This window comes from Micromonospora sp. NPDC048909 (assembly GCF_040649635.1).
Taxonomy (GTDB): domain Bacteria; phylum Actinomycetota; class Actinomycetes; order Mycobacteriales; family Micromonosporaceae; genus Micromonospora.
The window spans coordinates 457,188-479,441 of the sequence record NZ_JBEZFU010000004.1 but is presented as its reverse complement, the minus strand read 5'-3'; the positions used below and the strand labels follow the sequence as shown (position 1 = coordinate 479,441).

Annotated in this window: 22 protein-coding genes; 11 read left to right on the top strand and 11 right to left on the bottom strand. The window is 74.1% G+C overall.

Annotated features, from left to right (window positions below):
* The first annotated feature begins 35 nt into the window (after positions 1-35).
* Complete coding sequence (msrB, locus tag AB0C04_RS14440; protein WP_350875217.1) at positions 36-440, top strand: peptide-methionine (R)-S-oxide reductase MsrB; 405 nt, start codon at positions 36-38, stop codon at positions 438-440.
* A 130-nt stretch (positions 441-570) separates the two neighbouring features.
* Here msrB and AB0C04_RS14435 read toward each other — a convergent pair whose 3' ends face one another.
* The 3 genes from AB0C04_RS14435 to AB0C04_RS14425 all read right to left on the bottom strand — a co-directional run bounded on the left by AB0C04_RS14435 (position 571) and on the right by AB0C04_RS14425 (position 2,342).
* The gene (locus AB0C04_RS14435; protein WP_357053395.1) at positions 571-1,152 is read right to left on the bottom strand and encodes a DUF305 domain-containing protein; all 582 of its coding nucleotides are present in this window, start codon (positions 1,150-1,152) and stop codon (positions 571-573) included.
* A gap of 71 nt (positions 1,153-1,223) precedes the next feature.
* Positions 1,224-1,961, bottom strand: a complete 738-nt coding sequence (locus AB0C04_RS14430) for a lytic polysaccharide monooxygenase (protein WP_357053392.1) — start codon at positions 1,959-1,961, stop codon at positions 1,224-1,226.
* Positions 1,962-2,066: 105 nt separating this feature from the next.
* Positions 2,067-2,342, bottom strand: a complete 276-nt coding sequence (locus AB0C04_RS14425) for an isoamylase early set domain-containing protein (protein WP_357053389.1) — start codon at positions 2,340-2,342, stop codon at positions 2,067-2,069.
* A 160-nt stretch (positions 2,343-2,502) separates the two neighbouring features.
* On the opposite strand from AB0C04_RS14425, the gene AB0C04_RS14420 reads away from it, so the two are divergent.
* The 5 genes from AB0C04_RS14420 to AB0C04_RS14400 all read left to right on the top strand — a co-directional run bounded on the left by AB0C04_RS14420 (position 2,503) and on the right by AB0C04_RS14400 (position 6,259).
* Positions 2,503-2,763, top strand: coding sequence for a Prokaryotic metallothionein (locus AB0C04_RS14420; RefSeq protein WP_350875209.1), 261 nt, complete (start codon positions 2,503-2,505; stop codon positions 2,761-2,763).
* 178 nt (positions 2,764-2,941) lie between these two features.
* Entirely contained in the window at positions 2,942-3,967 is a 1,026-nt protein-coding gene (locus tag AB0C04_RS14415) for an EamA family transporter (RefSeq protein WP_357053386.1), read from the top strand.
* Between the two features lie 37 nt (positions 3,968-4,004).
* Entirely contained in the window at positions 4,005-4,457 is a 453-nt protein-coding gene (locus AB0C04_RS14410; protein WP_357053383.1) for a GNAT family N-acetyltransferase, read from the top strand.
* Positions 4,458-4,644: 187 nt separating this feature from the next.
* On the top strand, positions 4,645-5,643 hold the full coding sequence (locus tag AB0C04_RS14405) for a lytic polysaccharide monooxygenase (RefSeq protein ID WP_357053752.1): 999 nt from the start codon (positions 4,645-4,647) through the stop codon (positions 5,641-5,643).
* Between the two features lie 118 nt (positions 5,644-5,761).
* On the top strand, positions 5,762-6,259 hold the full coding sequence (locus tag AB0C04_RS14400; protein WP_357053380.1) for a GNAT family N-acetyltransferase: 498 nt from the start codon (positions 5,762-5,764) through the stop codon (positions 6,257-6,259).
* A 254-nt stretch (positions 6,260-6,513) separates the two neighbouring features.
* On the opposite strand, the gene hemQ is transcribed toward AB0C04_RS14400, so the two are convergent.
* Genes hemQ through hemE form a run of 3 tightly spaced genes read right to left on the bottom strand, consistent with a single transcriptional unit; the run spans position 6,514 to position 9,724 of the window.
* Positions 6,514-7,215, bottom strand: a complete 702-nt coding sequence (hemQ, locus tag AB0C04_RS14395; RefSeq protein WP_357053377.1) for a hydrogen peroxide-dependent heme synthase — start codon at positions 7,213-7,215, stop codon at positions 6,514-6,516.
* Positions 7,212-8,621, bottom strand: coding sequence for a protoporphyrinogen oxidase (hemG, locus tag AB0C04_RS14390; RefSeq protein ID WP_357053374.1), 1,410 nt, complete (start codon positions 8,619-8,621; stop codon positions 7,212-7,214). The genes hemQ and hemG overlap by 4 nt, the downstream gene beginning before the upstream one ends.
* A 5-nt stretch (positions 8,622-8,626) precedes the next feature.
* Positions 8,627-9,724: a uroporphyrinogen decarboxylase gene (hemE, locus tag AB0C04_RS14385; protein ID WP_357053371.1), complete on the bottom strand. Its 1,098-nt coding sequence runs from the start codon at positions 9,722-9,724 to the stop codon at positions 8,627-8,629.
* Positions 9,725-9,894: 170 nt separating this feature from the next.
* Here hemE and AB0C04_RS14380 point away from each other — a divergent pair, with 170 nt between their 5' ends.
* On the top strand, positions 9,895-10,467 hold the full coding sequence (locus AB0C04_RS14380) for a DUF3000 domain-containing protein (protein WP_357053368.1): 573 nt from the start codon (positions 9,895-9,897) through the stop codon (positions 10,465-10,467).
* A gap of 15 nt (positions 10,468-10,482) precedes the next feature.
* Here the strand turns inward: AB0C04_RS14380 and AB0C04_RS14375 are convergent, their stop codons facing one another.
* Complete coding sequence (locus AB0C04_RS14375; RefSeq protein WP_357053365.1) at positions 10,483-11,400, bottom strand: hypothetical protein; 918 nt, start codon at positions 11,398-11,400, stop codon at positions 10,483-10,485.
* Positions 11,401-11,554: 154 nt separating this feature from the next.
* A complete protein-coding gene (locus AB0C04_RS14370) occupies positions 11,555-13,039 on the bottom strand; it encodes a trypsin-like peptidase domain-containing protein (protein ID WP_357053362.1) in 1,485 nt (494 codons plus the stop codon).
* Between the two features lie 197 nt (positions 13,040-13,236).
* Between AB0C04_RS14370 and AB0C04_RS14365 the strand changes: the two genes are divergently transcribed.
* The 4 genes from AB0C04_RS14365 (at position 13,237) to AB0C04_RS14350 (ending at position 19,453) form a co-directional block, all read left to right on the top strand.
* Positions 13,237-14,583: a ribonuclease D gene (locus AB0C04_RS14365; RefSeq protein ID WP_357053359.1), complete on the top strand. Its 1,347-nt coding sequence runs from the start codon at positions 13,237-13,239 to the stop codon at positions 14,581-14,583.
* Positions 14,584-14,843: 260 nt separating this feature from the next.
* Complete coding sequence (locus tag AB0C04_RS14360; RefSeq protein ID WP_350875191.1) at positions 14,844-16,064, top strand: acetyl-CoA C-acyltransferase; 1,221 nt, start codon at positions 14,844-14,846, stop codon at positions 16,062-16,064.
* On the top strand, positions 16,061-18,130 hold the full coding sequence (locus AB0C04_RS14355) for a 3-hydroxyacyl-CoA dehydrogenase NAD-binding domain-containing protein (RefSeq protein WP_357053355.1): 2,070 nt from the start codon (positions 16,061-16,063) through the stop codon (positions 18,128-18,130). Before AB0C04_RS14360 ends, AB0C04_RS14355 begins: the two co-directional genes overlap by 4 nt.
* A 180-nt stretch (positions 18,131-18,310) precedes the next feature.
* A complete protein-coding gene (locus AB0C04_RS14350) occupies positions 18,311-19,453 on the top strand; it encodes a hypothetical protein (RefSeq protein WP_357053352.1) in 1,143 nt (380 codons plus the stop codon).
* Between the two features lie 100 nt (positions 19,454-19,553).
* On the opposite strand, the gene AB0C04_RS14345 is transcribed toward AB0C04_RS14350, so the two are convergent.
* The 3 genes from AB0C04_RS14345 to AB0C04_RS14335 all read right to left on the bottom strand — a co-directional run bounded on the left by AB0C04_RS14345 (position 19,554) and on the right by AB0C04_RS14335 (position 22,201).
* Positions 19,554-19,982: a VOC family protein gene (locus AB0C04_RS14345; protein ID WP_357053349.1), complete on the bottom strand. Its 429-nt coding sequence runs from the start codon at positions 19,980-19,982 to the stop codon at positions 19,554-19,556.
* 206 nt (positions 19,983-20,188) lie between these two features.
* Positions 20,189-21,424 (bottom strand): HAMP domain-containing sensor histidine kinase, encoded by a 1,236-nt coding sequence (locus AB0C04_RS14340; protein ID WP_357053346.1) that lies wholly within the window; start codon positions 21,422-21,424, stop codon positions 20,189-20,191.
* Positions 21,425-21,532: 108 nt separating this feature from the next.
* Positions 21,533-22,201: a response regulator transcription factor gene (locus AB0C04_RS14335; protein WP_357053343.1), complete on the bottom strand. Its 669-nt coding sequence runs from the start codon at positions 22,199-22,201 to the stop codon at positions 21,533-21,535.
* Positions 22,202-22,254 lie beyond the last annotated feature (53 nt).

Sequence of the window (22,254 nt, the reverse complement as noted above, 5' to 3'; positions counted from 1 at the left end):
TGCGACAGGTGCGACGTCGGGCGTACCGTTGGCGGGTGAGTCTTGACGACACTGAACTGCCCCGCACCGAGGAAGAGTGGCGGGTCCGGCTGACCCCGGAGGAGTTCCGGGTGCTGCGCGAGGCCGGCACCGAGCGCCCGTGGACCGGCGAGTACGTGGACACGAAGACGCCGGGGGTCTACCACTGCCGGGCCTGCGGGCTGGAACTGTTCTCCAGCGACACCAAGTTCGACTCGCACTGCGGCTGGCCGAGCTTCGACGACGCCATCCCGGGGCGGGTCAAGGAGATCGAGGACCGCAGCCTCGGTATGGCCCGCACCGAGATCCGCTGCGCCCGGTGCGACAGCCACCTGGGCCACGTATTCCACGGTGAGGGCTTCACTCCGAAGGACACCCGGCACTGCGTGAACTCGGTCTCCATCCGGCTGGAGCCGCGCTGAGAGTAGGACTTGCCGGGGTCGGCCATCCGTTGGCGTCGTCCTCGCCGTGCGGCAGACCGGCCGCCGCTGGCCGGCCGCCGCTGACACCGGCTGCTTGACCGGCCGCCGCCGACCGGCGACTCTCCGCCGGTCAGCCGGCGGCCGGCGCCGCCATCAGCCGCACCTCGGCGCTACGGGACTGCTCGATGCGCTGGGCGAGGTCGCGGATCCGAGGATCGGTGCCGGCGGCCAGGTGCGCCCGGGCCAGGTCGGCCGCCGCCCGCTGGTGGGCGGTGAGCACCTCACGCAGCACCCGGTCGACGTCGGCGCCGGTGGCCGTCCGCAGCTGGGCGAACTCGTCGGCGGAGACCCCGTGCCCGTCGTGCACGTGCCGCCCGGAGCCGGCCGGCGGGCTGGCGGCGGCGAGCCACGCCCGCATGGTGGCCAGTTCGTCCGCCTCGGTCGCGTCGATCGCGGCGACCAGGGTCCGCAGCTGCGCGTCGGTGAGCCGGTCACGGACCAGCCGGACGATCTCCAGGGTCTGCTCGGTGTGCGCCACCATCATGGTCAGGAAGAGCACGTCCAGGCCGCTCGGCGCGGTCGCGGCGGCGGCCGGGGCGGACGGGGCGGACGTCGGTGGTGGCGACACCGCGGACGGCGACGCCGGGCCCGCGGCGCAGCCGGCGGACAGCAGCAGGGCGACGAGCGGCGGCAGCACCCAGCGGCGGGTCATGCCGTCCTCCGAACTCCGACGGGAGGGGACGGGGGCGCGGCCCGGTGCCGGGACGGGCCGCGCCCGTACGGTCAGAGCTGGCTCCAGAGCGCCGGCACGTTCGGCGGCTCCCAGCCGGCGATGGCGGTGTGCGCCTGCCGGCAGCGGTAGCTCCGCCCGCCGTAGGTGACCTGGTCGTTGACCTGGTAGGCGCGGCCCGCCGTCCAGGTGCCGCCGACCGGTGGGTTGGTCGGCGGGGGCGGCGGCGTCGGGGTGGGCGGGGGCGGCGGCGGAGTGGTGGGCGGCGGCGTCGACCCGCCGCCGCCGATCTGCAGGTCGATGCAGGAGTAGAACGCGTTGGCGGTGTCCGCGATGTTCCAGATCGCGAGGACCTTCTGCCGGCCGGAGTAGCCGCCCAGGTTCACGGTGTGCGACACGGTGGCGCCGGGCTGCTGGCCTCCGCCGTTGACGACGGCGACGCGGGTGTTGCCGATGTAGTACTCCCAGTTGCTGGTGGCGTGCCGGGCTGTGTTGACCCAGGTGAAGGTCACGGTGCTGCCGACCGAGGTGGCCGGCCAGCCCCGGCTGTCGTCGTTGAGCACGGCGAAGTGGGCGATGTTGGCGTGGCAGTTGCGCAGCCCCTTCGGGCCCTCGACGCTCTGCGGCTCGTACTTGATCTGGCCGCAGTCCGGAACCCGGTTCTGCGCGCAGAGCGCCTGCCGGCTCGCCGGCGAGGACACGTAGCCGTGCGCCTGGGCCGGGGCGGCGATGGCGAGTGAGGACACGACGGCACCCGCCGCCACGAGCGGGACGGTGATTCTTCGACGCATGGTGGCACCTCCGTTGCCTGGTGACGATGCCTCCAACATAAATTAAACTTTATTAACAGTAAAGACCCCTGTCGATAAAAGACATCGGTGATCACGGATGCGATGTCAGAGCACCAGGGTGCAGCCTCGCTCGTCGACCCGGTCGGCCGTGTCGTCGTCGAGCCAGACCCCGCCGGTGGCCAGGTAGCGGAACCGGTACACGCCGGGGCGGAGCCGCACCGTCACCGTCCGGGTGCCGTCCCGGCGGGCCACCAGCTCGTGCCGGCCGGGCTCCCAGTCGTTGAAGCAGCCGACCACGCTGACCGCGCCGGGCGGGATGTCCCGGGGCAGGCAGAAGGTGATCCGGGTCAGGTTGCCGAAGAGCTTGTTGCGCTTGATCACGGGGGGACCTCCAGCGGGCTTCGGGGCCGTCACCAGGCCTAACGGCCGACACGCCGAAGCCGACACGCCGCACCGGGCGGACCGGCTTGCGGCATTTCGCCCCTCCGGGACCAGGAGTGGCGCAGGCTGAGGGCACATGTCCTGATTCGGGGGGTTTCTCGTGGCAACCTGTGAGAGCTGCGGCAACGACTACTGGATGTCGTTCGAGGTGCGGACCGTCAGCGGTGACGTGCACACGTTCGACAGCTTCGAGTGCGCGATCCACCGGCTGGCGCCGATCTGCGAACACTGCGAGATCAAAATCGTCGGGCACGGCGTCGAGGTCTCCGGCCGGTTCTTCTGCTCCGGGCACTGCGCCAGGGCCGTCGAGGGCGCCCAGGGCGCCGAGATCCGCGACGCGGTCGGCGCCCGCCCCGCCTGAGGCGGCAGCCTGGGGTACGGTCGTCCGATGCGGCCGTTCACGGGCGTTCTGCCCCCGCCGCGCTCCTGACGGAGCGCCGCGCCTCCGACCGACCGGTTGACCCGGCTCGGTCACCTTGCCGTACGCGCTCCGCCGACGTGGTCCCCAGTCCGCGGTTCACCCCTCTCGGAGCGCCCGCATGTCCTCTCGTCGTACGCCGTCCGCCCGCCGCTCGGCGGCCGTTCCCGACGCGCACGTCCGCACCGGCCTGATCCAGATCACCGTCACCGGAGTGCTCTGGGGCACCACCGGGATCGTCGTGCACCTCGTCCACCACGGCACCGGGCTGAACCCGGTGGCCATCGGCTTCCATCGGCTAGCGATCGCCGCGCTCGTACTCTCGGCCTTCGCCGCCACCCGGCTGCGGCCGATGCTGGCCGCGCTGCGCGCGGCACCGCTGCCGCTGCTCTTCACCGGCGTCGGGCTCGGCCTCTACCAGGCGCTCTACTTCGCCGCCGTGGCGCTGGCCGGGGTCGGCGTGGCCACCGTGGTCAGCCTCGGCCTGGCCCCGGTGCTCACCGCGGCGTGGGAGTCCGTCCGCGCCCGGCGGGTGCCCGGGCCGCTCCGGCTGGGCACGCTGCTGGCCGCGGTCGCCGGTCTCGTCCTGATCACCGGAGCCGCCGCGCAGCCCACCGCGGCGGCGCCCCGACCGCTGCTCGGGCTGCTCGCCGCGGCCGGGTCCGGGCTCGGCTACGCCGCGACCACCATGGTCAGCCGGCACGTCTCGCAGCACACCGCGCCGATGACGTTGACCACCATCTCCACCACCGTCGGCGCGCTGGCCCTGGCACCACCCGCCCTGGCCGTGGGCCTGACCGTTCCGGCCCGCCCCGAGGTCGTGGCCCAACTGCTCTATCTCGGGGTGGTCACCACCGCGCTGGCGTACGCGCTCTTCTACGCCGGGCTGCGCACCACCGAGGGCAGCGTCGCCGCGGTGCTGACGCTGGTGGAGCCGCTGACCGCGGCGGCGCTCGCCGTCGCCCTGCTGGACGAGCCACTGCCGGCCCCGGTGATCATCGGCGGGGTGCTGCTGCTGGCCGCGGTCGCGGCGACGTACCTGGCGCCGGAGCGACCCTCCGCGCCACCGCCGTCGCCGGTCGCGCCGCCCGGCCGGCTCGCCGCCGTGGGGCGCGAGGCCGGCGAGGGCCCGGGCGCCGCGACGTAGCGTCGGGCCGTCCGCGACCGCGGCCTACCATCGCAGGATGCCGTCGCAGACGATCGAGGTACGCACCGCCGCCTTCGCCGACCTCGACACCCGCACCTTCCACGACCTGCTCAGGCTGCGGATCGACGTGTTCGTGGTCGAGCAGGACTGCCCCTACCCGGAACTCGACGGGCGGGACGTCGAGCCCGGCACCCGGCACCTCTGGCTCACCGGCGGCGACGATCCGCTGGCGTACCTGCGCATCCTGGCCGACCCGGGCGGCGTGGCCCGCATCGGTCGGGTGGTGGTGGCCCCGCGGGCCCGTGGCGGCGGGCACGCCGGCCGGCTGATGGCCGAGGCGCTGGCCGTGGTGGGCGATCGCCCCTGTGTGCTGGACGCGCAGTCCTACCTGGTCGACTTCTACGCCCGGCACGGCTTCACCGTTGCCGGCCCGGAGTACGTCGAGGACGGCATCCCACACATTCCGATGCGCCGCGAGCCAAGCCATTGACCGATGCCGATAGATGTGGGAGTCTGCCCAGCGGAGCCAGCATGGGAGCCGCGTGAGCGCGGGCTCGGGAGGGGCAACTCCCGGCCGTCCGGGCGTCGTCGTCCGACCTCTCCCCCGGGGGGCCCTCGTGTCCACTGCACTCCGATCACCCCGCATCCTCTGGCTGCTCGCCGTCGCGGCGACCGCCATCCTGCTGCTGACCACCGCCCTGGCCAGACCCGTCTCCGCGCACGGGTCGGTGGTCGACCCGGCGTCCCGCAACTACGGCTGCTGGCAACGCTGGGGCAGCGACTTCCAGAATCCCCGGATGGCCACCGAGGATCCGATGTGCTGGCAGGCCTGGCAGGCCGACCCGAACGCCATGTGGAACTGGAACGGCCTGTTCCGCGAGGGCGTCGCCGGCAACCACCAGGCGGCCATCCCGAACGGCCAGCTGTGCAGCGGCGGCCGCACCGCCAGCGGGCGCTACAACGCCCTCGACACGGTCGGCGCCTGGAAGACCACACCGGTCGCCAGCAACTTCCGGGTCCGCTTCTTCGACCAGGCCAGCCACGGCGCCGACTACATCCGGTTGTACGTGACCCGGCAGGGCTTCAACCCGCTCACCGAGCCACTGGGCTGGGACGACCTGGAACTGGCCGGCCAGATCGGCAACACCCCGGCGTCCCAGTGGAAGCCGGAGACGGGCGGGGTGTCGATCGAGATCCCGGCCAGCGCGCCGGGTCGTACCGGCCGGCACATCGTCTACACCATCTGGCAGGCCAGCCACCTGGACCAGTCCTACTACCTGTGCAGCGACGTCGACTTCTCCGGCGGACCGACCACCCCGCCGCCGACCACTCCCCCACCGACCACGCCCCCGCCCACCCCGCCGCCGCCGGCGGGGGCCTGCACGGCGACGTACCGGGTCACCGGGCAGTGGACGGGCGGCTTCCAGGGTGAGGTCCAGGTGACCGCCGGCGGCTCGGCGCTGCGCGGCTGGTCGGTGAGCTGGACCTACGGCAACGGCCAGCAGATCAGCTCGGCGTGGAACGCGACCGTCTCGACCACGGGGTCACTGGTCACCGCGCGCAACGTCGGCCACAACGGCAGCCTCGGGGCCGGGGCGAGCACCACCTTCGGCTTCCTCGGCTCGTGGAACGGCAGCAACCCGGCGCCCGCGCTCACCTGCACCGGAACCGGCTGATCTCCATCGGATCCCCGGCCGGGGTCGCGTCCCACTCCCTCCGGGCGCGGCCCCGGCCGGCCCGGTGCCGGCGCGAAACGGATTGCCGGTCGGGTCGCCGGTCGGCACCATGTCTCCCGTGGCGGAGATCAGAGTGCTCACCCCGGACGACTGGAAGGCCTGGCGCGAGGTACGCCTCGGCGCGCTGGCGGAGGCCCCGTACGCCTTCGGCGCGCGCCTGTCCGACTGGCAGGGCAACGGGGACCGGGAGGAGCGGTGGCGAAACCGCCTGGCGATCCCCGGCTCCCACAACCTGATCGCGGAGTTCGACGGGCGGCCCGCGGGCATGGTCAGCGGCGTCCCCACCCCGACAGCCGGCACGCTGGAGTTGATCTCGATGTGGGTGCACCCGGCCGCCCGGGGCCGAGGCGTCGGGGACACGCTGGTGAGCAGCGTCGTCCGGTGGGCCCAGAAGAGCGGCGGCGACCAGTTGCGGCTCGCCGTGACGCACGGAAACGAGGCGGCGGTCGGGCTCTACCGGCGCCACGGATTCGTGACCACGGGAGAGCTCGGCGACCTCATGCCCGACGGCGTCCACCGGGAACAAGTGATGGTCCGGAACCTCGACCGGTCATGACGCGAGGGGCGGCTTGACGGCGACGACCGGCTCCCCCGCCCGAGCGGACGTCCTCCCGTCGGTGTCGAACTGCTCCATATGTGAACCGGGGGCACGCTGAACGTGCCGATCGGTGTGCTCCTGGCGGTCCAGAGCGCCCCGGTCAGCGGACCCGGAGCTGTCCGGCCGGCACCGGGCGGTTCATATCTGGAGCAGTTCGACAGCCTGCGTAGGTAGACCGGCGGCCACCCGACGGGGCCGGACCGGCTTGGCCGTCAGACCAGGCAGTTGACGATGTCGGCGACCGAGCGGCGGCGGCCGGTGTAGAACGGGACCTCCTCGCGTACGTGCCGGCGAGCAGCCGAGGCCCGCAGGTCACGCATCAGGTCGACGATCCGGTGCAGCTCGTCGCCCTCGAAGGCGAGCATCCACTCGTAGTCGCCGAGCGCGAACGAGGCGACCGTGTTGGCGCGCACGTCCGGGTAACCGCGGGCCATCCTGCCGTGCTCGGCGAGCATCTCGCGCCGCTCCGCGTCGGGCAGCAGGTACCACTCGTAGGAGCGGACGAACGGGTAGACGCAGATGTAGTGGCGGGCCTCCTCGCCGGCGAGGAACGCCGGGATGTGGCTCTTGTTGAACTCGGCCGGCCGGTGCAGGGCCATCTGCGACCAGACCGGGGTCAACGCCCGGCCCAGCGTGGTGCGGCGGAACCGCAGGTACGCGTCCTGCAGGGCGTCGCTGGACGGCGAGTGCCACCAGATCATCAGGTCCGCGTCGGCGCGCAGGCCGGCCAGGTCGTACGTGCCGCGGACCACCACGTCCTTGCCGGCCAGCTCGGCGAACAGCCCCTCGACCTCGTCCGTCACGTTGTCCCGCAGCGACGGCAGCGGGCTGCTGGCCCGGAACACCGACCACATGGTGTAGCGGATGCTCTCGTTCAGCTCCCGCAGCCGGGCCGCGTTGCTCTGCTCCGTCATGTCGCCGATCCTCCCAGTGCAGTGATGATCTCGTCGGCCGCCGTCTCGCCCGAGCGGACGCAGACCGGAATGCCGACGCCGTCGTAGCCCGCGCCGGCCAGGGCCAGGGTCGGGTGGCCGGCCCGCAGCGCGGCCCGGACGCCGGCCACCCGGTCGGTGTGCCCGGGCGGGTACTGCGGCAGCGCCCCGCCCCAACGCTGCACGTGCCCGTCGACCGGTGCGGGCAGCGGAGCGCCGAGCACCGCCGACAGCTCGCGGTGCACGGTGGCCGCCAGGTCCTCGTCCGGGCGTTGCAGCTGCGCCTCCTCGCCGTACCGGCCGACCGAGGCGCGCACCAGGGCCAGCCCGTCGGGGCGGCGCAGATGCCCCCACTTGGTGGTGAAGAAGGTAGCCGCCTTGATCAGCAGGCCCTCGGTGCCCGGCACCAGGAAACCCGAGAGCGCGGGCAGCTCCGGCGCGGGCAGTGCCAGGGTCACCAGCGCGACGCTGGCGTAGTCCAGCCTGCCCACGGCGCCGGACAGCTCCGGGGCCGGCCCGGCGAGCAGCCGGGCGGCCGGCCGGGCCGGCACGGCGAGCACCACGGCGTCGACCTCGACGTGCTCCGGATCCCGGGTCGGGCCGACGGTGAGCCGCCAACCGGTCGGCGTCGGGCGCAGCTCGCGGACCGCCGCGTCCCGGCGGATCGTCGCGCCGCTCTCCCGCTCCGCCGCCTCGACCAGGGTGCCGAGCCCGCCGACCAGGGTGCCGAAGACCGGGGCGCCCGGGGCGCGGGGCGCGGCGGCCTGCGCGGCGCGGACCGCGCCGACGAGGGTGTGCTCCACCCGACCCGCCCGGGCCAGCGCCGGCATCGTGGTGACCAGGGAGAGATCGTCGGCACGGCCGGCGTACACCCCGCCCAGCATCGGGTCGACCAGCCGCTCCACCACCTCGTCGCCGAACCGGGACCGGACCAGGGCGCCGACCGACACGTCCTCGTCCGGGCCGAGCAGCGGGCGGCCGTCGTCCCGGTCGGCGTCCGCGTCCGGCGTCGCCACTGTGGTCACCTTGGCCAGGTCACCGGGTACGCCGACCAGGGTGCCGCCCGGGATCGGCCGCAGCCCGCCGTCGACGGCGAGCGCGGCCTGCCCGACGGTGGGGTGGACGATCCGGTCCGCCAGCCCGAGCCGGCGGGCCAACGCCACCGCGGCCGACTCGCCGCCGGCCGGGTCGCGCATCAGGAAGGACTCCGCGCCGAACTCCACCGGCTGACCGGCCAGCTCGCCGGTGCGCAGCTTGCCGCCGAGGGCGCCGGACTGCTCGTACACCGTGACCTCGGTGCCGGCCGGGGCGCGGTCGCGCAGCCGGACGGCCGCGGCCAGCCCGGCGATCCCGCCGCCGACCACCGCCACCCGCCAGGGCCGCCGCATGTCGCTCAGCCCCGGTCGGCCTGGCCGGCGGTCAGCTCGTGCACCAGCGCGACCACCCGGGTCAACACCTCCGGGTCGGTCTCCGGCAGCACGCCGTGGCCGAGGTTGAACACGTGTCCCGGCGCGGCCCGCCCTTCGGTCAGGATCCGGCGTACCTCGGCCTCGACAACCGGCCAGGGGGCGAGCAGCACGGCCGGGTCGAGATTGCCCTGCACGGTTTTGTCGGGGCCGATCCGGCGGGTGGCCACGTCGAGCGGGGTACGCCAGTCGACGCCGACCACGTCCGCGCCGGCCTCGCCCATCGCGCCGAGCAGCTCGGCGGTGCCCACCCCGAAATGGATCCGGGGCACGCCCGCGTCGGCGAGCCCGGAGAGCACGGTCACCGAGTGCGGCAGCACGTAGCGGCGGTAGTCCGCCTCCGACAGCGCGCCGGCCCAGGAGTCGAAGAGCTGCACCGCGGAGACCCCGGCCGACACCTGGACCCGGAGGAACTCCAGCGTGACCTCGGCCAACCGGGCGCAGAGCGCGTGCCACAGCTGCGGATCGCCGTACATCAGCGCCTTGGTCTTCGCGTGGGTCCGCGACGGCCCGCCCTCGACCAGGTAGCTGGCCAGGGTGAACGGCGCGCCGGCGAAGCCGATCAGCGGGGTGTCGCCCAGCTCGGCGACGAGCAACCGGACCGCCTCGTCGACGTACGGCACGTCGTCGCGGGTGATCGAGCGGATCCGCTCGACGTCCTCGGCGTCGCGCACCGGCTCGGCCACCACCGGACCGGTGCCGGGCACGATGTCCAGGTCGACCCCGGCCGCGGCGACCGGCACCACGATGTCGCTGAACAGGATCGCCGCGTCCACGCCGTGCCGGCGCACCGGCTGGAGGGTGATCTCGGTGACCAGCTCGGGGCGACGGCAGGACTCCAGCATCGGCACGTTCGCCCGGATCTGCCGGTACTCCGGCAGGGAGCGACCGGCCTGACGCATGAACCAGACCGGGGTGTGCGGGGTCGGCTGACGCCGGCAGGCCCGGACGAAGGGCGAGTCGCCCGGTCCGGCGGGGGCGGATTCTCCGTCTCGGGCGGCAGTGCCCGTGGTGTCCGTGCTCATCGCGGCAATCGTGCCACGTGCGGGGGCGCCCCCAACGGCCGCCGCCCCGCTTTGTGACCCGTCCCGCCCGGCGCGCTCGACGGCGACCGCCCGCCGTGGTGGCACGGGCCACGCCGCCCGCGTCGGCGCGCCGTCCCGGCGGTGGCGAGGGCGCGGCATAGGCTGCCGGCATGGCCCCCCCGATCGCGCTCCCGGAGACCTTCGCCCGCGCGGTCTCCGGGCTCCGATCCGCGGCGCCCCGACCGGAGATCGTGCTGGAGGAGGTCGGTGCGCCGCAGCGGCTCGCCCCTTACGCCTTCGCGCTCTCCGCCAGCGTTCTGCGCGACGGGGAAGAGGTCTCCACCGGACGGCTGATCCTGCTGCACGACCCGGCCGGGCACGAGGCGTGGCAGGGCACCCTGCGGCTGGTCACCTACGTGACCGCCGAACTGGAGGCCGACCTGGCCGCCGACCCGCTGCTGCCGGGCGTGGGCTGGACGTGGCTGACCGACGCGCTGGACGCCCAGGACGCCGGCCACCGGGCCATCGGCGGGACGGTCACCCAGACGATGTCGACCCGGTTCGGCGATCTGGCCGGCCCGCCAGCCGCGGGGGACGTCGAGATCCGCGCCTCCTGGACGCCGGTCGACGACGACCTGGCCCCGCACCTGATGGCCTGGTGCGCGCTGCTGGCCTCGACGGCCGGCCTGCCACCGCCCGGGGTGACCGCGCTGCCGGAGCGTCGCCCCGCCGGCGCGGCCTGACCCCGGGTCGGCCGCTCAGAGGTAGTTCTCGGCCTCGTCGCAGACCTTGTTCAGGCCCTTCGTGGCCTTCTCGTACTCGCTGCGATTGCCGGCGGACGCCGCGGCGAGCGCGGTGGTCAGCTTGTCCAGGCAGCTGGCGATGACCTTCTTCTGCCGGGCCTGCTCGTCGCGGTCGTTGCGGGTACCGGTGAGGTCCTGCTCGGTGTCGGCCAGCTTGTCCTGCATGCCCTGCAGGTCGACCCGGACCTTCTCGAGCTCCTTGGTGTTCGCCGCGATCGTGCCGTCCCGCTCACTGACCTGACCGGAGAGGCGCTGCTCGGTCCGCTCCAGCTCGCCGCTCTTGGTCACGTACAGGCCGGTCATCACGCCGCCGAGGACGAAGAGCAGACCGGCCACGAGGGCCAGGATCAGCACCGGGCGGGTCTTGCCGGCGGTCGGGGCGGTGGGCCCGTACGGCGGGACAGCGCCGGGCGGCGCCGACATCGGCTGCCCGTAGGCCGGACCGGAAACCGGCGGCGCCGACATCGGCTGCCCGTAGGCCGGACCGGAGACCGGCGGCGCCGACATCGGTTGGGCACTGGCGGGCGCGGGGTACCCGCCCGGCGCGGCGACCGTCGGGAACGCGGTGGTCGGCGCCGCGTACGGGTCCGCGGGCGGGGCCGAGAACGGGACGGTCGGCGCGGTGGGCGGCTCCGGGTGGGCGAAGCCGTAGCCGCCGGGCTGCTGCGGCGCCGGCTGGCCGGTGCCGTACTGCGGGTCCGGCTGCTGCGGCGGATAGGGGGTGCCGGCGGGCGCCGGCTGACCGGGCGCGGCCGGCGGCTGCGCCGGCTGACCGGGCGCGGCCGGCGGCTGCGCCGGCTGACCGGGCGCGGCCGGCGGCTGCGCCGGGTACGCCGACGGGAAGCCCTGCGGCCCGGTCGGTGGCTGGGACATCTCTTTCCTCCAGGTGAGCTGGCCCGACGCCGGGCAGGCGCGACGGACCGGACGTGGTACGGCCAGGTACCGCCCGGGTGGTACGACCCGGGCGGGTGTCGGTGTCGCGACCGGAGACGGCCGCGGTGGGGGTGGCTGTCGCGCGCGGCGCCGATCAGCAGATCTTGAAGCCGTCGCAGGCGGTCTTGATGGGAACAGCGAGGCCGATGCCCTCGGCGTCACGTGCCTTGGCGGTGGCGATGCCGACCACCTGCTTGCTGCCGTTGATCACGGGGCCGCCCGAGTTGCCGGGGTTGATCGGCGCGTCGAACTGGATCGCCGGTGGGCCACCGGGCTCGGCCTTGCGGAACGCGCTCACCACGCCGGTGGTGACGCTGTCCTCCAGCCCGAGCGGCGCACCGACCACCACGATCTGCTGGCCGGACTTCACCGCGGTCGACGCGGCGACGAGTCCGGTGAACTTGCCGGTGGTCCGCAGGTGGGCGATGTCGTTGGTCTCGTCCACCTTGACGATGGTGGCCGGAAAGCGCTGGTCGGTGCGCTCCAGGAAGACCTGCCGGCCGCCGCTCTCCCAGACCGCCTCCACCACGTGGAAGTTGGTGAACAGGTTCGTCCCGCCGCCGGCGGCCGGTTTCCCGATCGCGAAGGCGGTGCCGGTGAACTGACCGGCCCGGACCCGGAACACGCTGGGCAGCGCGGCGCTGGCCACCGCCTCCGGGTTGAACGTCGCCCCGGCCTGCTTCTCCAGCGCCTCAGTGCGCTGCTCCAGGCCGTCGAAGCGGGCGCCGTCGTCGCCCTGGGCCTGCGCCAGCTGGCGGTCGGTGTCGGCGAGCCGGCCGGTGAGCCGGTCGATCTGATAGGCCTGGAAGCCGGCCAGCCCGGCCAGCACCAGCACGACCAGCACGGCGGTCAGGGTGAGCCAGCGCCGCCGGCGGGGGCGGACCGGCGGCACCGCGCCCGGCGGCATCGGGTAGGCGGGACCACCTGCCGGCCAGCCGGGACCGGCCGGGTAGCCGGAGTCGGCCAACGGGGTGGTCGGCTGCGGCGCTCCGAACGGCGCGGGAGCACCGGGGCCTACCGCTGGCGCGGTGGCGGGGCCGCCGGGCGGGGCCGAGCCGGGCGCCGGGGCGAACCCCGGCGCGGCGGAGGTCGGCCCGGCGAAGCCCGGTGCGGCGAAGCCCGGCGGGGCGGAGGCCGGTGCGGCGCCGCCCCACGGCCCGGTGTTCGGCGGGGACGACCAGCCGCCCCGGGCGGCCGGCACGACCGGTGGGTGCGCGCCGGCGACGGACGGCGCCGGCTGACCGGTGGTCGACCAGCCGGACGGGGCCGGGGCGGATGCTGGCGGAACGGCCCCGGGCGGGGTCGGTTGCGCGGGTACGCCCGGCTGACCGGCGATCGGGGACGCACCGGGCTGCCCGAAGCCCGGGGAGGGCGCGCCGGGCTGACCCGAGGCCGGGGACGGCGCGCCGGGTGCCGGCTGGGCCGGCCAGGGTACGCCGGCGGCCACCGGCTCGATCCGTGGCGGCAGCGGCCCCGGGCGGCCGGCCGGCGGACCCGCCGTGCCGGCGTCGCCGGCTCCGGCCTCCGCCGGTGCCCCGTCCGCCGAACCGTAGCCAGCCGAACCGTAGCCAGCCGTCATGATCGCCACGTCCTCCCCGTTGACGCCTGTGCCGCCGCGTCACCTGGACCCTGGCCGGCGGCTCGATGGACCGTACCGGCGTGAACGGGCTTTGTCTTCCCCGATGTCCGCTCCGGAACAGCCATCTTCCGCCACCCGACCGACACACTCCGGACCGGCTGCACCCGCCGGATCGTGTCGCGCACTAGGGTTGTCAGGTGACCGACGAACCACCCCTGCGCCGTCGGGCCGCCGAAAGCCGAACGGGAAACGAACCGCACCACCCGCCGTCGGCCCCGCCGGAGCCGGCGGACGCGGCGACCGACCCGACTTCCGGCGGGCCCGTGCCGCTGACCGCTCCCCGCGAGGGGACCCCGCAACCGGTGGCCACACCGGAGGAACTCGCCGAGGTCGTAGCCCGTTTCGCCGCAGGCAGCGGGCCGGTGGCGCTGGACGCCGAACGGGCCTCCGGCTATCGCTACAGCCAGCGCGCCTACCTCGTGCAGCTGCGCCGCGCCGGCGCCGGCACCGCGCTGATCGACCCGCTGCCGCTGGCTGACCTGACCACGCTCGACGAGGCGATCGGCGAGGCCGAGTGGGTGCTCCACGCCGCCAGCCAGGACCTGCCCTGCCTGGCCGAGGTGGGGCTACGACCGCGCCGACTGTTCGATACGGAACTGGCCGCTCGGCTGGCCGGATTCGAGCGGGTCGGCCTGGCCGCACTGACCGAGCAGCTGCTCGGGTTCACCCTGGAGAAGCACCACTCGGCTGCCGACTGGTCGAACCGACCGCTGCCCGAGTCCTGGCTGACCTACGCCGCGCTCGACGTGGAGCTGCTCACCGACCTGCGCGACGCGCTCGACGAGGAGCTGACCCGGCAGGGCAAGTCGGCGTGGGCGGCGGAGGAGTTCGCCGCGCTGGTCCGCACCGGCGCCCGTCCGCCACGGGTCCGCGCGGAGCCGTGGCGGCGCACCTCCGGCATCCACCGGGTACGCGGGGCGCGGGCGCAGGCCCGGGTCCGCTCGATGTGGTACGCCCGCGACCAGATCGCCGCCCGACGGGATGCCGCCCCGGGCCGGGTGCTGCCCGACTCGGCGATCATCGCCGCGGCGGAGCTTGATCCGAAGGACGAGCAGAGCCTGCTCACCCTCCCCGGCTTCGGCGGCCGCTCGGTACGTCGACTGGCACGTACCTGGCTTTCCGCGCTGGACGACGCGCGGCAGTTGCCGGAGGACGCGCTGCCGGTCGCCCCGGTGGTCGAGGGTCCACCGCCGCCGCACCGGTGGGCGGAGCGGGACCCGGTTGCCGCGGCCCGGCTGGCCCGGTGCCGGGAGGTGGTGCTGCGAATCGCCGGCGCGCACAACCTGCCCGCCGAGAACCTGATCGCCCCCGATTCGGTGCGCCGGCTCGCCTGGGTGCCGCCAGAGGAGATCACCGAGGAGACGGTGGCCGAGACGCTGCGCGGCTTCGGCGCCCGCGAATGGCAGATCGGCCTGCTCAACCCCGACCTGGCCACCGCCCTGACCGACCCCGGACCACCCCCACCATCCGAACCCAGCGCGTGATCATGAGGTGGGCGGCGATTCTGTAGATCGAAGTCGCCGCCCACCTCATGATCGGCAGACCGCACGGCCGGGCCCGGGCCCGGGCCCGGGCCCGGGCCCGGGGTCGGGGGTTGGTGTGGGGTGGGCCACACGGGGGGTGGTGTCGGGGTTGGTTACTGGCGAGTAGCATCCGGGGGAAACGCCAGTGCCGCGACCTTCGTTCGGTTCGTGATGCCGCCTGCCGGCACCACGGCCGACACGTGGTCGAAGAGGAGGCTCAAGTGCCCCGTGAAGTCCGGGATGTCGTGTTCGTCGACGGCGTCCGTACCCCGTTCGGCAAGGCGGGTGGCATGTACGCCAACACCCGTGCCGACGACCTGGTCATCCGCTGCATCCGCGAGCTGCTGCGCCGTAACCCGCAGCTGCCCCCGGAGCGCGTCGAGGAGGTCGCGATCGCCGCCACCACCCAGATCGGCGACCAGGGCCTCACCATCGGCCGGACCGCCGCCCTGCTGGCCGGTCTGCCCAAGACGGTGCCCGGCTTCGCCATCGACCGGATGTGCGCCGGCGCGATGACCGCGGTGACCACTGTGGCCGGTGGCATCGCGATGGGCGCGTACGACATCGCCATCGCCGGCGGCGTCGAGCACATGGGCCGCCACCCGATGGGTGAGGGCGTCGACCCGAACCCGCGCATCATCGCCGAGAAGCTGGTCGACCCGTCCGCACTGGTCATGGGCGCCACCGCGGAGAACCTGCACGACCTGGTCCCGCACATCACCAAGGCGCGCACCGACGCGTTCGCGCTCGCCTCGCAGCAGAAGACCGCGAAGGCGTACGCCAACGGCAAGCTCCAGGACGACCTGGTGCCGGTCTCGATCCGCGACGCCGAGGGCGCCTGGGGTCTGGCCACGGTGGACGAGGCGCCCCGGGACACCTCGATGGAGAAGCTCGCCACCCTCAAGACCCCGTTCCGCCCGCACGGCAAGGTCACCGCGGGCAACGCGGCCGGCCTGAACGACGGTGCCACCGCGAGCCTGCTCGCCGACGAGGCGACCGCCCGCGAGCTGGGCCTGCCGGTCGCCATGCGGCTGGTCTCGTACGGCTTCGTCGGGGTGGAGCCGGAGGTGATGGGCGTCGGCCCGATCCCGTCGACCGAGAAGGCGCTGCGCATCGCCGGGCTGAGCATCGACGACATCGGCCTCTTCGAGCTGAACGAGGCGTTCGCCGTGCAGGTGCTCGCGTTCCTGGATCACTTCGGCATCGCCGACGACGACCCGCGGGTCAACCAGTGGGGCGGCGCGATCGCCATCGGGCACCCGCTCGCCTCGTCCGGGGTGCGGCTGATGACCCAGCTCGCCCGGCAGTTCGCCGAGCAGCCCGAGGTCCGCTACGGCCTCACCGCCATGTGCATCGGCATCGGCATGGGCGGCACCGTGATCTGGGAGAACCCGCACTGGACGGAGTCCGGCAAGCCGGCTCAGGGGGAGGGCAACAAGTGAGCGCGCTCGCCGCACCGAACGAGGTCGTCACCAGGGCCCTGCTGCGCCAGGTGGCCGTGCCGGGGCTGGACCGCCCCGCCGCCCTGATCACCCTGGACAACGGCTTCGACCACACCAAGCCGAACACCTTCGGCCCGGCCGGGCTGACCAGCCTGGACGAGGCGATCACCGCGGCCCTCGCGGCGGACCCGGCCTTCATCGCGGTCACCGGCAAGCCGTACATCTTCTGCGTCGGCGCGGACATCACCGGCCTGCCGCTGCTGGCGGACCGCGCGCAGGCGCTGGAGATCGGCCGGCTCGGCCACCGGGTCTTCGCCCGGCTCAAGGACAGCGCCGTGCCGACCTTCGCGTTCGTCAACGGCGCCGCGATGGGCGGTGGCCTGGAGCTGGCGCTGCACTGCCACTACCGGACGCTCTCCGGGGGCGCTGCGGCCCTCGCGCTGCCCGAGGTCTCCCTCGGCCTGATCCCCGGTTGGGGCGGTACCCAGCTGCTCCCGAACCTGATCGGCATCCCGGCGGCGACCCAGGTGATCATCCAGAACCCGCTGATGCAGAACAAGATGCTCAAGCCGAAGCAGGCCGCCGAGCTGGGCATCGCCGACGTGCTGCTGGAGCCGGCCGACTTCCTGGAGCGCTCGCTGGAGTGGGCCGCCGGGGTGGTGCGCGGTGAGGTCACCGTGACCCGGCCCGAGGTCGACAAGGACATGTGGGCGGGCGTGCTCTACTTCGCCCGGCAGACCCTGGACCAGCGGCTGCACGGCGCGGTTCCGGCAGCGTACAAGGCGCTGGACCTGCTGGAGACGGCGAAGGACGGGGACTTCGCCGCCGGCACCGCCGCCGAGGACGAGGCCCTCGCCGACCTGGTCTTCTCCGAGGAGCTGCGCAGCGGCCTGTACGCCTTCGACCTGGTGCAGCGGCGGGCCAAGCGGCCGGCCGGCGCGCCGGACAAGAGCCTGGCCCGCCCGGTCACCAAGGTCGGCATCGTCGGCGCGGGTCTGATGGCCAGCCAGCTCGCGCTGCTCTTCGCCCGCCGTCTCCAGGTGCCGGTCGTGATGACCGACCTGGACCAGTCCCGGGTGGACAACGGCGTCGGCTACGTGCACACCCAGATCGAGAAGGCCGTCAGCAAGGGCCGGATGGACAAGGGCACCGCCGCCAAGCTGTACGGGCTGGTCAGCGGATCGGTCGACAAGGGAGTCTTCGCCGACGCGGACTTCGTCATCGAGGCGGTCTTCGAGGACCTGGCCGTCAAGAAGCAGGTCTGGGCCGAGCTGGAGAAGATCGTCAAGCCGGAGGCGGTGCTCGCCACCAACACCAGCTCGCTCTCGGTCACCGCCATGGCCGAGGAGCTGGAGCACCCCGAGCGGGTGGTCGGCTTCCACTTCTTCAACCCGGTCGCGGTGCTGCCGCTGCTGGAGATCGTCCGGGGCGAGCGGACCGACGACGCCACGCTGGCCACCGCGTTCGCGGTCGGCAAGCAGCTGAAGAAGTCCTCGGTGCTGGTCTCCGACGCCCCGGCGTTCGTGGTCAACCGGCTGCTCACCCGCTTCCTCGGCACGGTGTTCGCCGCCGTCGACGCCGGCACTCCGCTCGACGTGGCGAACAGCGCGCTGGACCCGCTGGGTCTGCCGATGCGCCCCCTCGCCCTGCTCCAGCTCGTCGGCCCGGCGGTCGCGTACCACGTGGGCGGGACCCTGCACGCCGCGTTCCCGGACCGGTTCGGGGTGAGCGAGAACCTCAAGCGGATCGCGGACTCCGGCCAGCCGATCGTGGTCGAGGACCGGATCAACGAGGAGGTGGCCAAGCTGCTCGTGGTCGGTGACCAGCCACTCACCGCCGAGCAGGTACGGCAGAACGCGCTCGACGCGCTGGCCCAGGAGATCCGGTTGATGCTCGACGAGGGCGTCGTCGCCGAGGCGCAGGACATCGACCTGTGCATGATCCTCGGTGCCGGCTGGCCGTTCCACCTGGGCGGCGTCACGCCGTACCTGGACCGGACCGGCACCGCCGAGCGGGTCACCGGCCAGCGGTTCCTGCCCCGCGGGGCGGCGAGCCTGCGCGCCTGATCCCACCCCGCTCCCCCGGCATCGCGGTGGCCGGCAACGTCCCACGGACGTCGCCGGCCACCGCGATCGTTTCTGCGCTCGGCGGCGGATTTGGCGGACGACCGGCCGTTCAGGGACAGCGGCACGGGCACCCGGCTGGCTAACATCACCCGTTCTGCTTTTCTGACCAGGAGCTGACCCATGTCCTACCCGCCCGACGACTCCTACCCCCCGCCCTCCGGGCAGGGTTCGTACCCACCGCCCCGCCAGCCGGGCGGTTACCCCCCGCCCCAGCAGGGCGGCTACCCCGCGGCGCAGCAAGGGGGCTACCCCGGACAGAGCGGCCACCCCGGACCACAGCAGGGCGGCTACCCCGGGCAGAGCGGCTATCCCGGGCCGCAGCAGGGCGGCTACCCCGGACAGGGCGGCCACCCCGGAGCACAGCAGGGCGGCTACCCCGGGCAGGGCGGCTACCCGGAGCCGCAGCAGCACGGCTACCCGGAACCGCAGCGCGGCGGTTACCCCGGTCCCCAGCAGGGCGGATACCCGGGGCCGCAGCAGGGCGGGTACCCCGCCGAGCAGGGGGGCTACCCGGGGTCACAGCAGCCGGGCGGCTACCCGCCGGCGCAGCGGCAGCCGGACGCCTACCCGCCCGCCCAGCAGCCCGGTGGCTACCCGCCGCCGCAGCAGGACGGCTTCGGACCCCAGCCCGGCCAGACGTACGGCGGCGACCAGGCCGGCTCGGTCCTCCCGCCGCCGCCGAAGAAGTCCCGCACCGGCCGGATCATCCTGATCGCGGTCGCCGTGGTGCTGGTGCTCTGCCTGGGCGGTACCGCCGTCGCCTGGTTCGGCCTGAAGGACGAGGTGAGTGAGGGCGTCGAGGCGAGCCGGACGCGGGTGGAGGCCCCGGCCACGCTCGCCGGGCGACCGAAGATCACCGACCCCGAGCTGAAGTCGCTCTCCGACCAGATGGTCGCCGAGATGAAGAAGACGGCGCAGAACGAGACGAGCGCGGTCGGCGCGTTCTACGGCGACCCGGCCAAGCAGGACCTGGTGATGGTCATCGGTGTCTCCGGGCTGATGGCCGATCCGAAGAAGGAACTCGACGACGTGGTCACCGGCCTGGGCACCGAGCTCGGTGTCAAGGAGATGACCCCGGTGGAGGCCGGTCCGCTGGGCGGCGAGGCCCGCTGTGGCGACGGCAAGGCCGAGAGCGCGCCGCTGGGCGTCTGCGTCTGGGCCGACAAGGGCAGCGTCGGCGCGGTCGTGGTGTTCTTCAGCTCCGCCGAGAAGGCCAAGGCCGATTTCGTCACGATGCGCGGCGAGATCGAGAAGCGCGGCTGAGCCGGAGCCGACACGGGGCCCCTGCCACCACCCGGTGGCAGGGGCCCCGCCGCGTCAGGCCGTCCCGCGCTCGTGGGTCGAGCCGGTCACGGGGCCGGCGTCACTCGGCCGCCGGCGCCGCCGTGGCAGCCGGCGTCGCCGTGGCAGCCGGCGTCGCCGCCCGCTCGCCGGCGCTGCGCAGCACGCAGAACTCGTTGCCCTCCGGGTCGGCCAGGAGGACCCACCCCGAGCCGTCGGACCGGCGGTGGTCGGCGACCTGCGTGGCGCCGATGGCGAGCAGCCGCTCGACCTCCTCGTCCCGGGTCCGGTCGGTCGGTTCCAGGTCCAGGTGCAGCCGGTTCTTCACCACCTTGTCCTCGGGTACGGCGAGGAAGAGCACCTCCGGACCGCCGGGCGGCAGCAGCATGGCCTCCGGGTCGCCGGGGAAGTCGTCGGGCTGGCGGGGGCATTCGAAGACCTGGGCCCAGAACCCGGCCAGGGCGTAGGTGTCGTGGCAGTCGATGCCGATGTTGTGGATCCGTGCGCTCACGGTCGCTCCTTCGAGCTGGATGACCGCGCTCCGCAGTGCCGGCAGGTCAGCGGTGGCCGGCGCGGGGCGCGGGACTGGTCATGGTGGACATCACCACACCCCCTCTCGGTCGTCAGGCTGACGCGGACGATCTTCGCAGCCGTGCCGGCGGCCCGCAACCCCCGTGGCCAGCAACCGCCGGCAGCCCGCAACCCCTGTTGGCTGGGTCAGCGCCCGGTGGCCGGCTCCGACCCGCCCCGCCCCTCGACCGGCACGGCGACCGCCGCAACCACGTCGGCCGACGGCAGGGTGACCGTCACCTCGAGGCCGCCACCGGGCTGGGCGACCGCCTGCACGGTGCCGCCGTGCGCGTCGCAGACCGCCCGGACGATGGAGAGCCCCAGGCCGGAGCCGCGGGCGCCGGTACGCTCCCGCCCGCCGCGCCGGAACGGCTCGAAGAGCCCCGGCACGTCCGCCGGATCGACCTCGAAGCCGGTGTTCCCGACCACCAGCCAGGAGCGCTCGCCGTCCGAGCCCGTCCGCACCCAGAGCCGCCCGTGCAGGTGGTTGTAGCGGACCGCGTTCTCGATCAGGTTGCCGGCCAGCCGGTCCAGCAGGCCCGGGTCGCCGACCACCGGGGCGGACTCCAGCGACGTCTGCACCCGCAGCCCGATCCGCTCCACCTCCCGGCGCATCGCCGAGAGCGCGTTCGCGGTGCCGGTGGCCAGGTCGCACTCGGTACGCCGGCCGAGCCGGCGACCGGCCTGCGCCTCGCTGCGGGCCAGCACCAGCAGCGCGTCGACCAGCCCGTTGGCCCGCTCCGAGGCGTCCCGGACCACGGTGGCCATCCGGCGGTACTCCGCGATGTCCGCCTCGTCGTCGCTGAGCGTCACGTCGATCTCGGTCCGCATCACCGCGAGCGGAGTGCGTAGCTCATGCGAGGCGTTGGCCACGAACCGCTTCTGCGCCTCGAACGCGGCGGCGATCCGGTCCAGCATCGCGTCGAAGGTCTTCGCCAGCTCGGCCACCTCGTCGTCCGCCCCCGAGTAGCCGATCCGCTGGTCCAGGGTGGCCTCCCCCAGCCGCTGGGCGGTGGCGGTGACCTGGTGCAGCGGGCGCAGCGCCCGCCCGGCCACCGCGTACGCGCCGGCCACCCCGACCACGCTGATCGCCAGCAGCGCCACCAGGCCCTTGGCCAGCAGCTCGCCGGAGGCCGCGTCGACCAGCTGCCGCTGCCACTCGGCGGCGTCCAGCGCGCGGCCGTCGGCGAGCACCACGGTGGTGCCCGGCAGCAGCTCGTCGGTCGGGCGCAACGCGTCGCGGACCAGCAGCCAGGCGAGCAGCACCAGGATCGCGCCGGCACCGACCAGCAGCACCCCGTTGAGCAGGGTGAGCCGCAGCCGCAGGGTCGGCCGCAGCCGGGGCCGCCGGCTCGATCCGTTGCCGGGCGCGGAGGCGTTCACGGGGCCTGCCTTTCGTTCGCGACTGCGGGGCTCGCAAGCTCACTCCTCGCGCTCACGGGGCCTGCCTTTCGTTCGCGACTGCGGGGCTCGCAAGCTCACTCCTCGCGCTCACGGGGCCACCTCGGCCGTGCGGTAGCCGGCGCCCACCACCGTCTCGATCAGCGGCGGATCGCCGAGCTTCTTGCGCAGCGTCATCACGGTGACCCGGACGATGGTGGTGAACGGATCGGTGTTGGCGTCCCAGACCCGCTCCAGCAGCTCCTCGCTGGAGACCACCGCGCCGCGTGCCTTGAGCAGCTCGGCGAGCACCCCGAACTCCTTGTTGGTCAGCTCGACCGGCACGCCGCCCCGGGTGGCCACCCGCCGGGCGGGATCCAGCACCAGGTCGGCCACCGAGAGCACCGGCGGCGCGGCCGGCGTGGCCCGCCGCCCCAGCGCCTGCACCCGGGCGACCAACTCGTCGAAGGCGAACGGCTTGGGCAGGTAGTCGTCCGCGCCCAGCTGCAACCCCTCGACCCGGTCCGCCACCGTGCCGCTGGCGGTGAGCATCAACACCCGGGTCAACGCGCCCGAGGCGGCCAGGTCGGCGCAGATCTGGTCGCCGTGCACACCGGGCAGGTCCCGGTCCAGCACCACCACGTCGTACCGGGTGACGAAGGCCAGTTCGTGCCCGGCATCGCCGTCGTAGGCGACGTCGACCGCCATGCCGCGCTTGCGCAACCCCCGCGCGATCGCGTCGGCGAGGTTGCGCTCGTCCTCCACCACCAGTACCCGCATGCCGGCCTCCTCGCTACTGACCCCCGACAACCTAGTGCCGGCCACCAAACCAG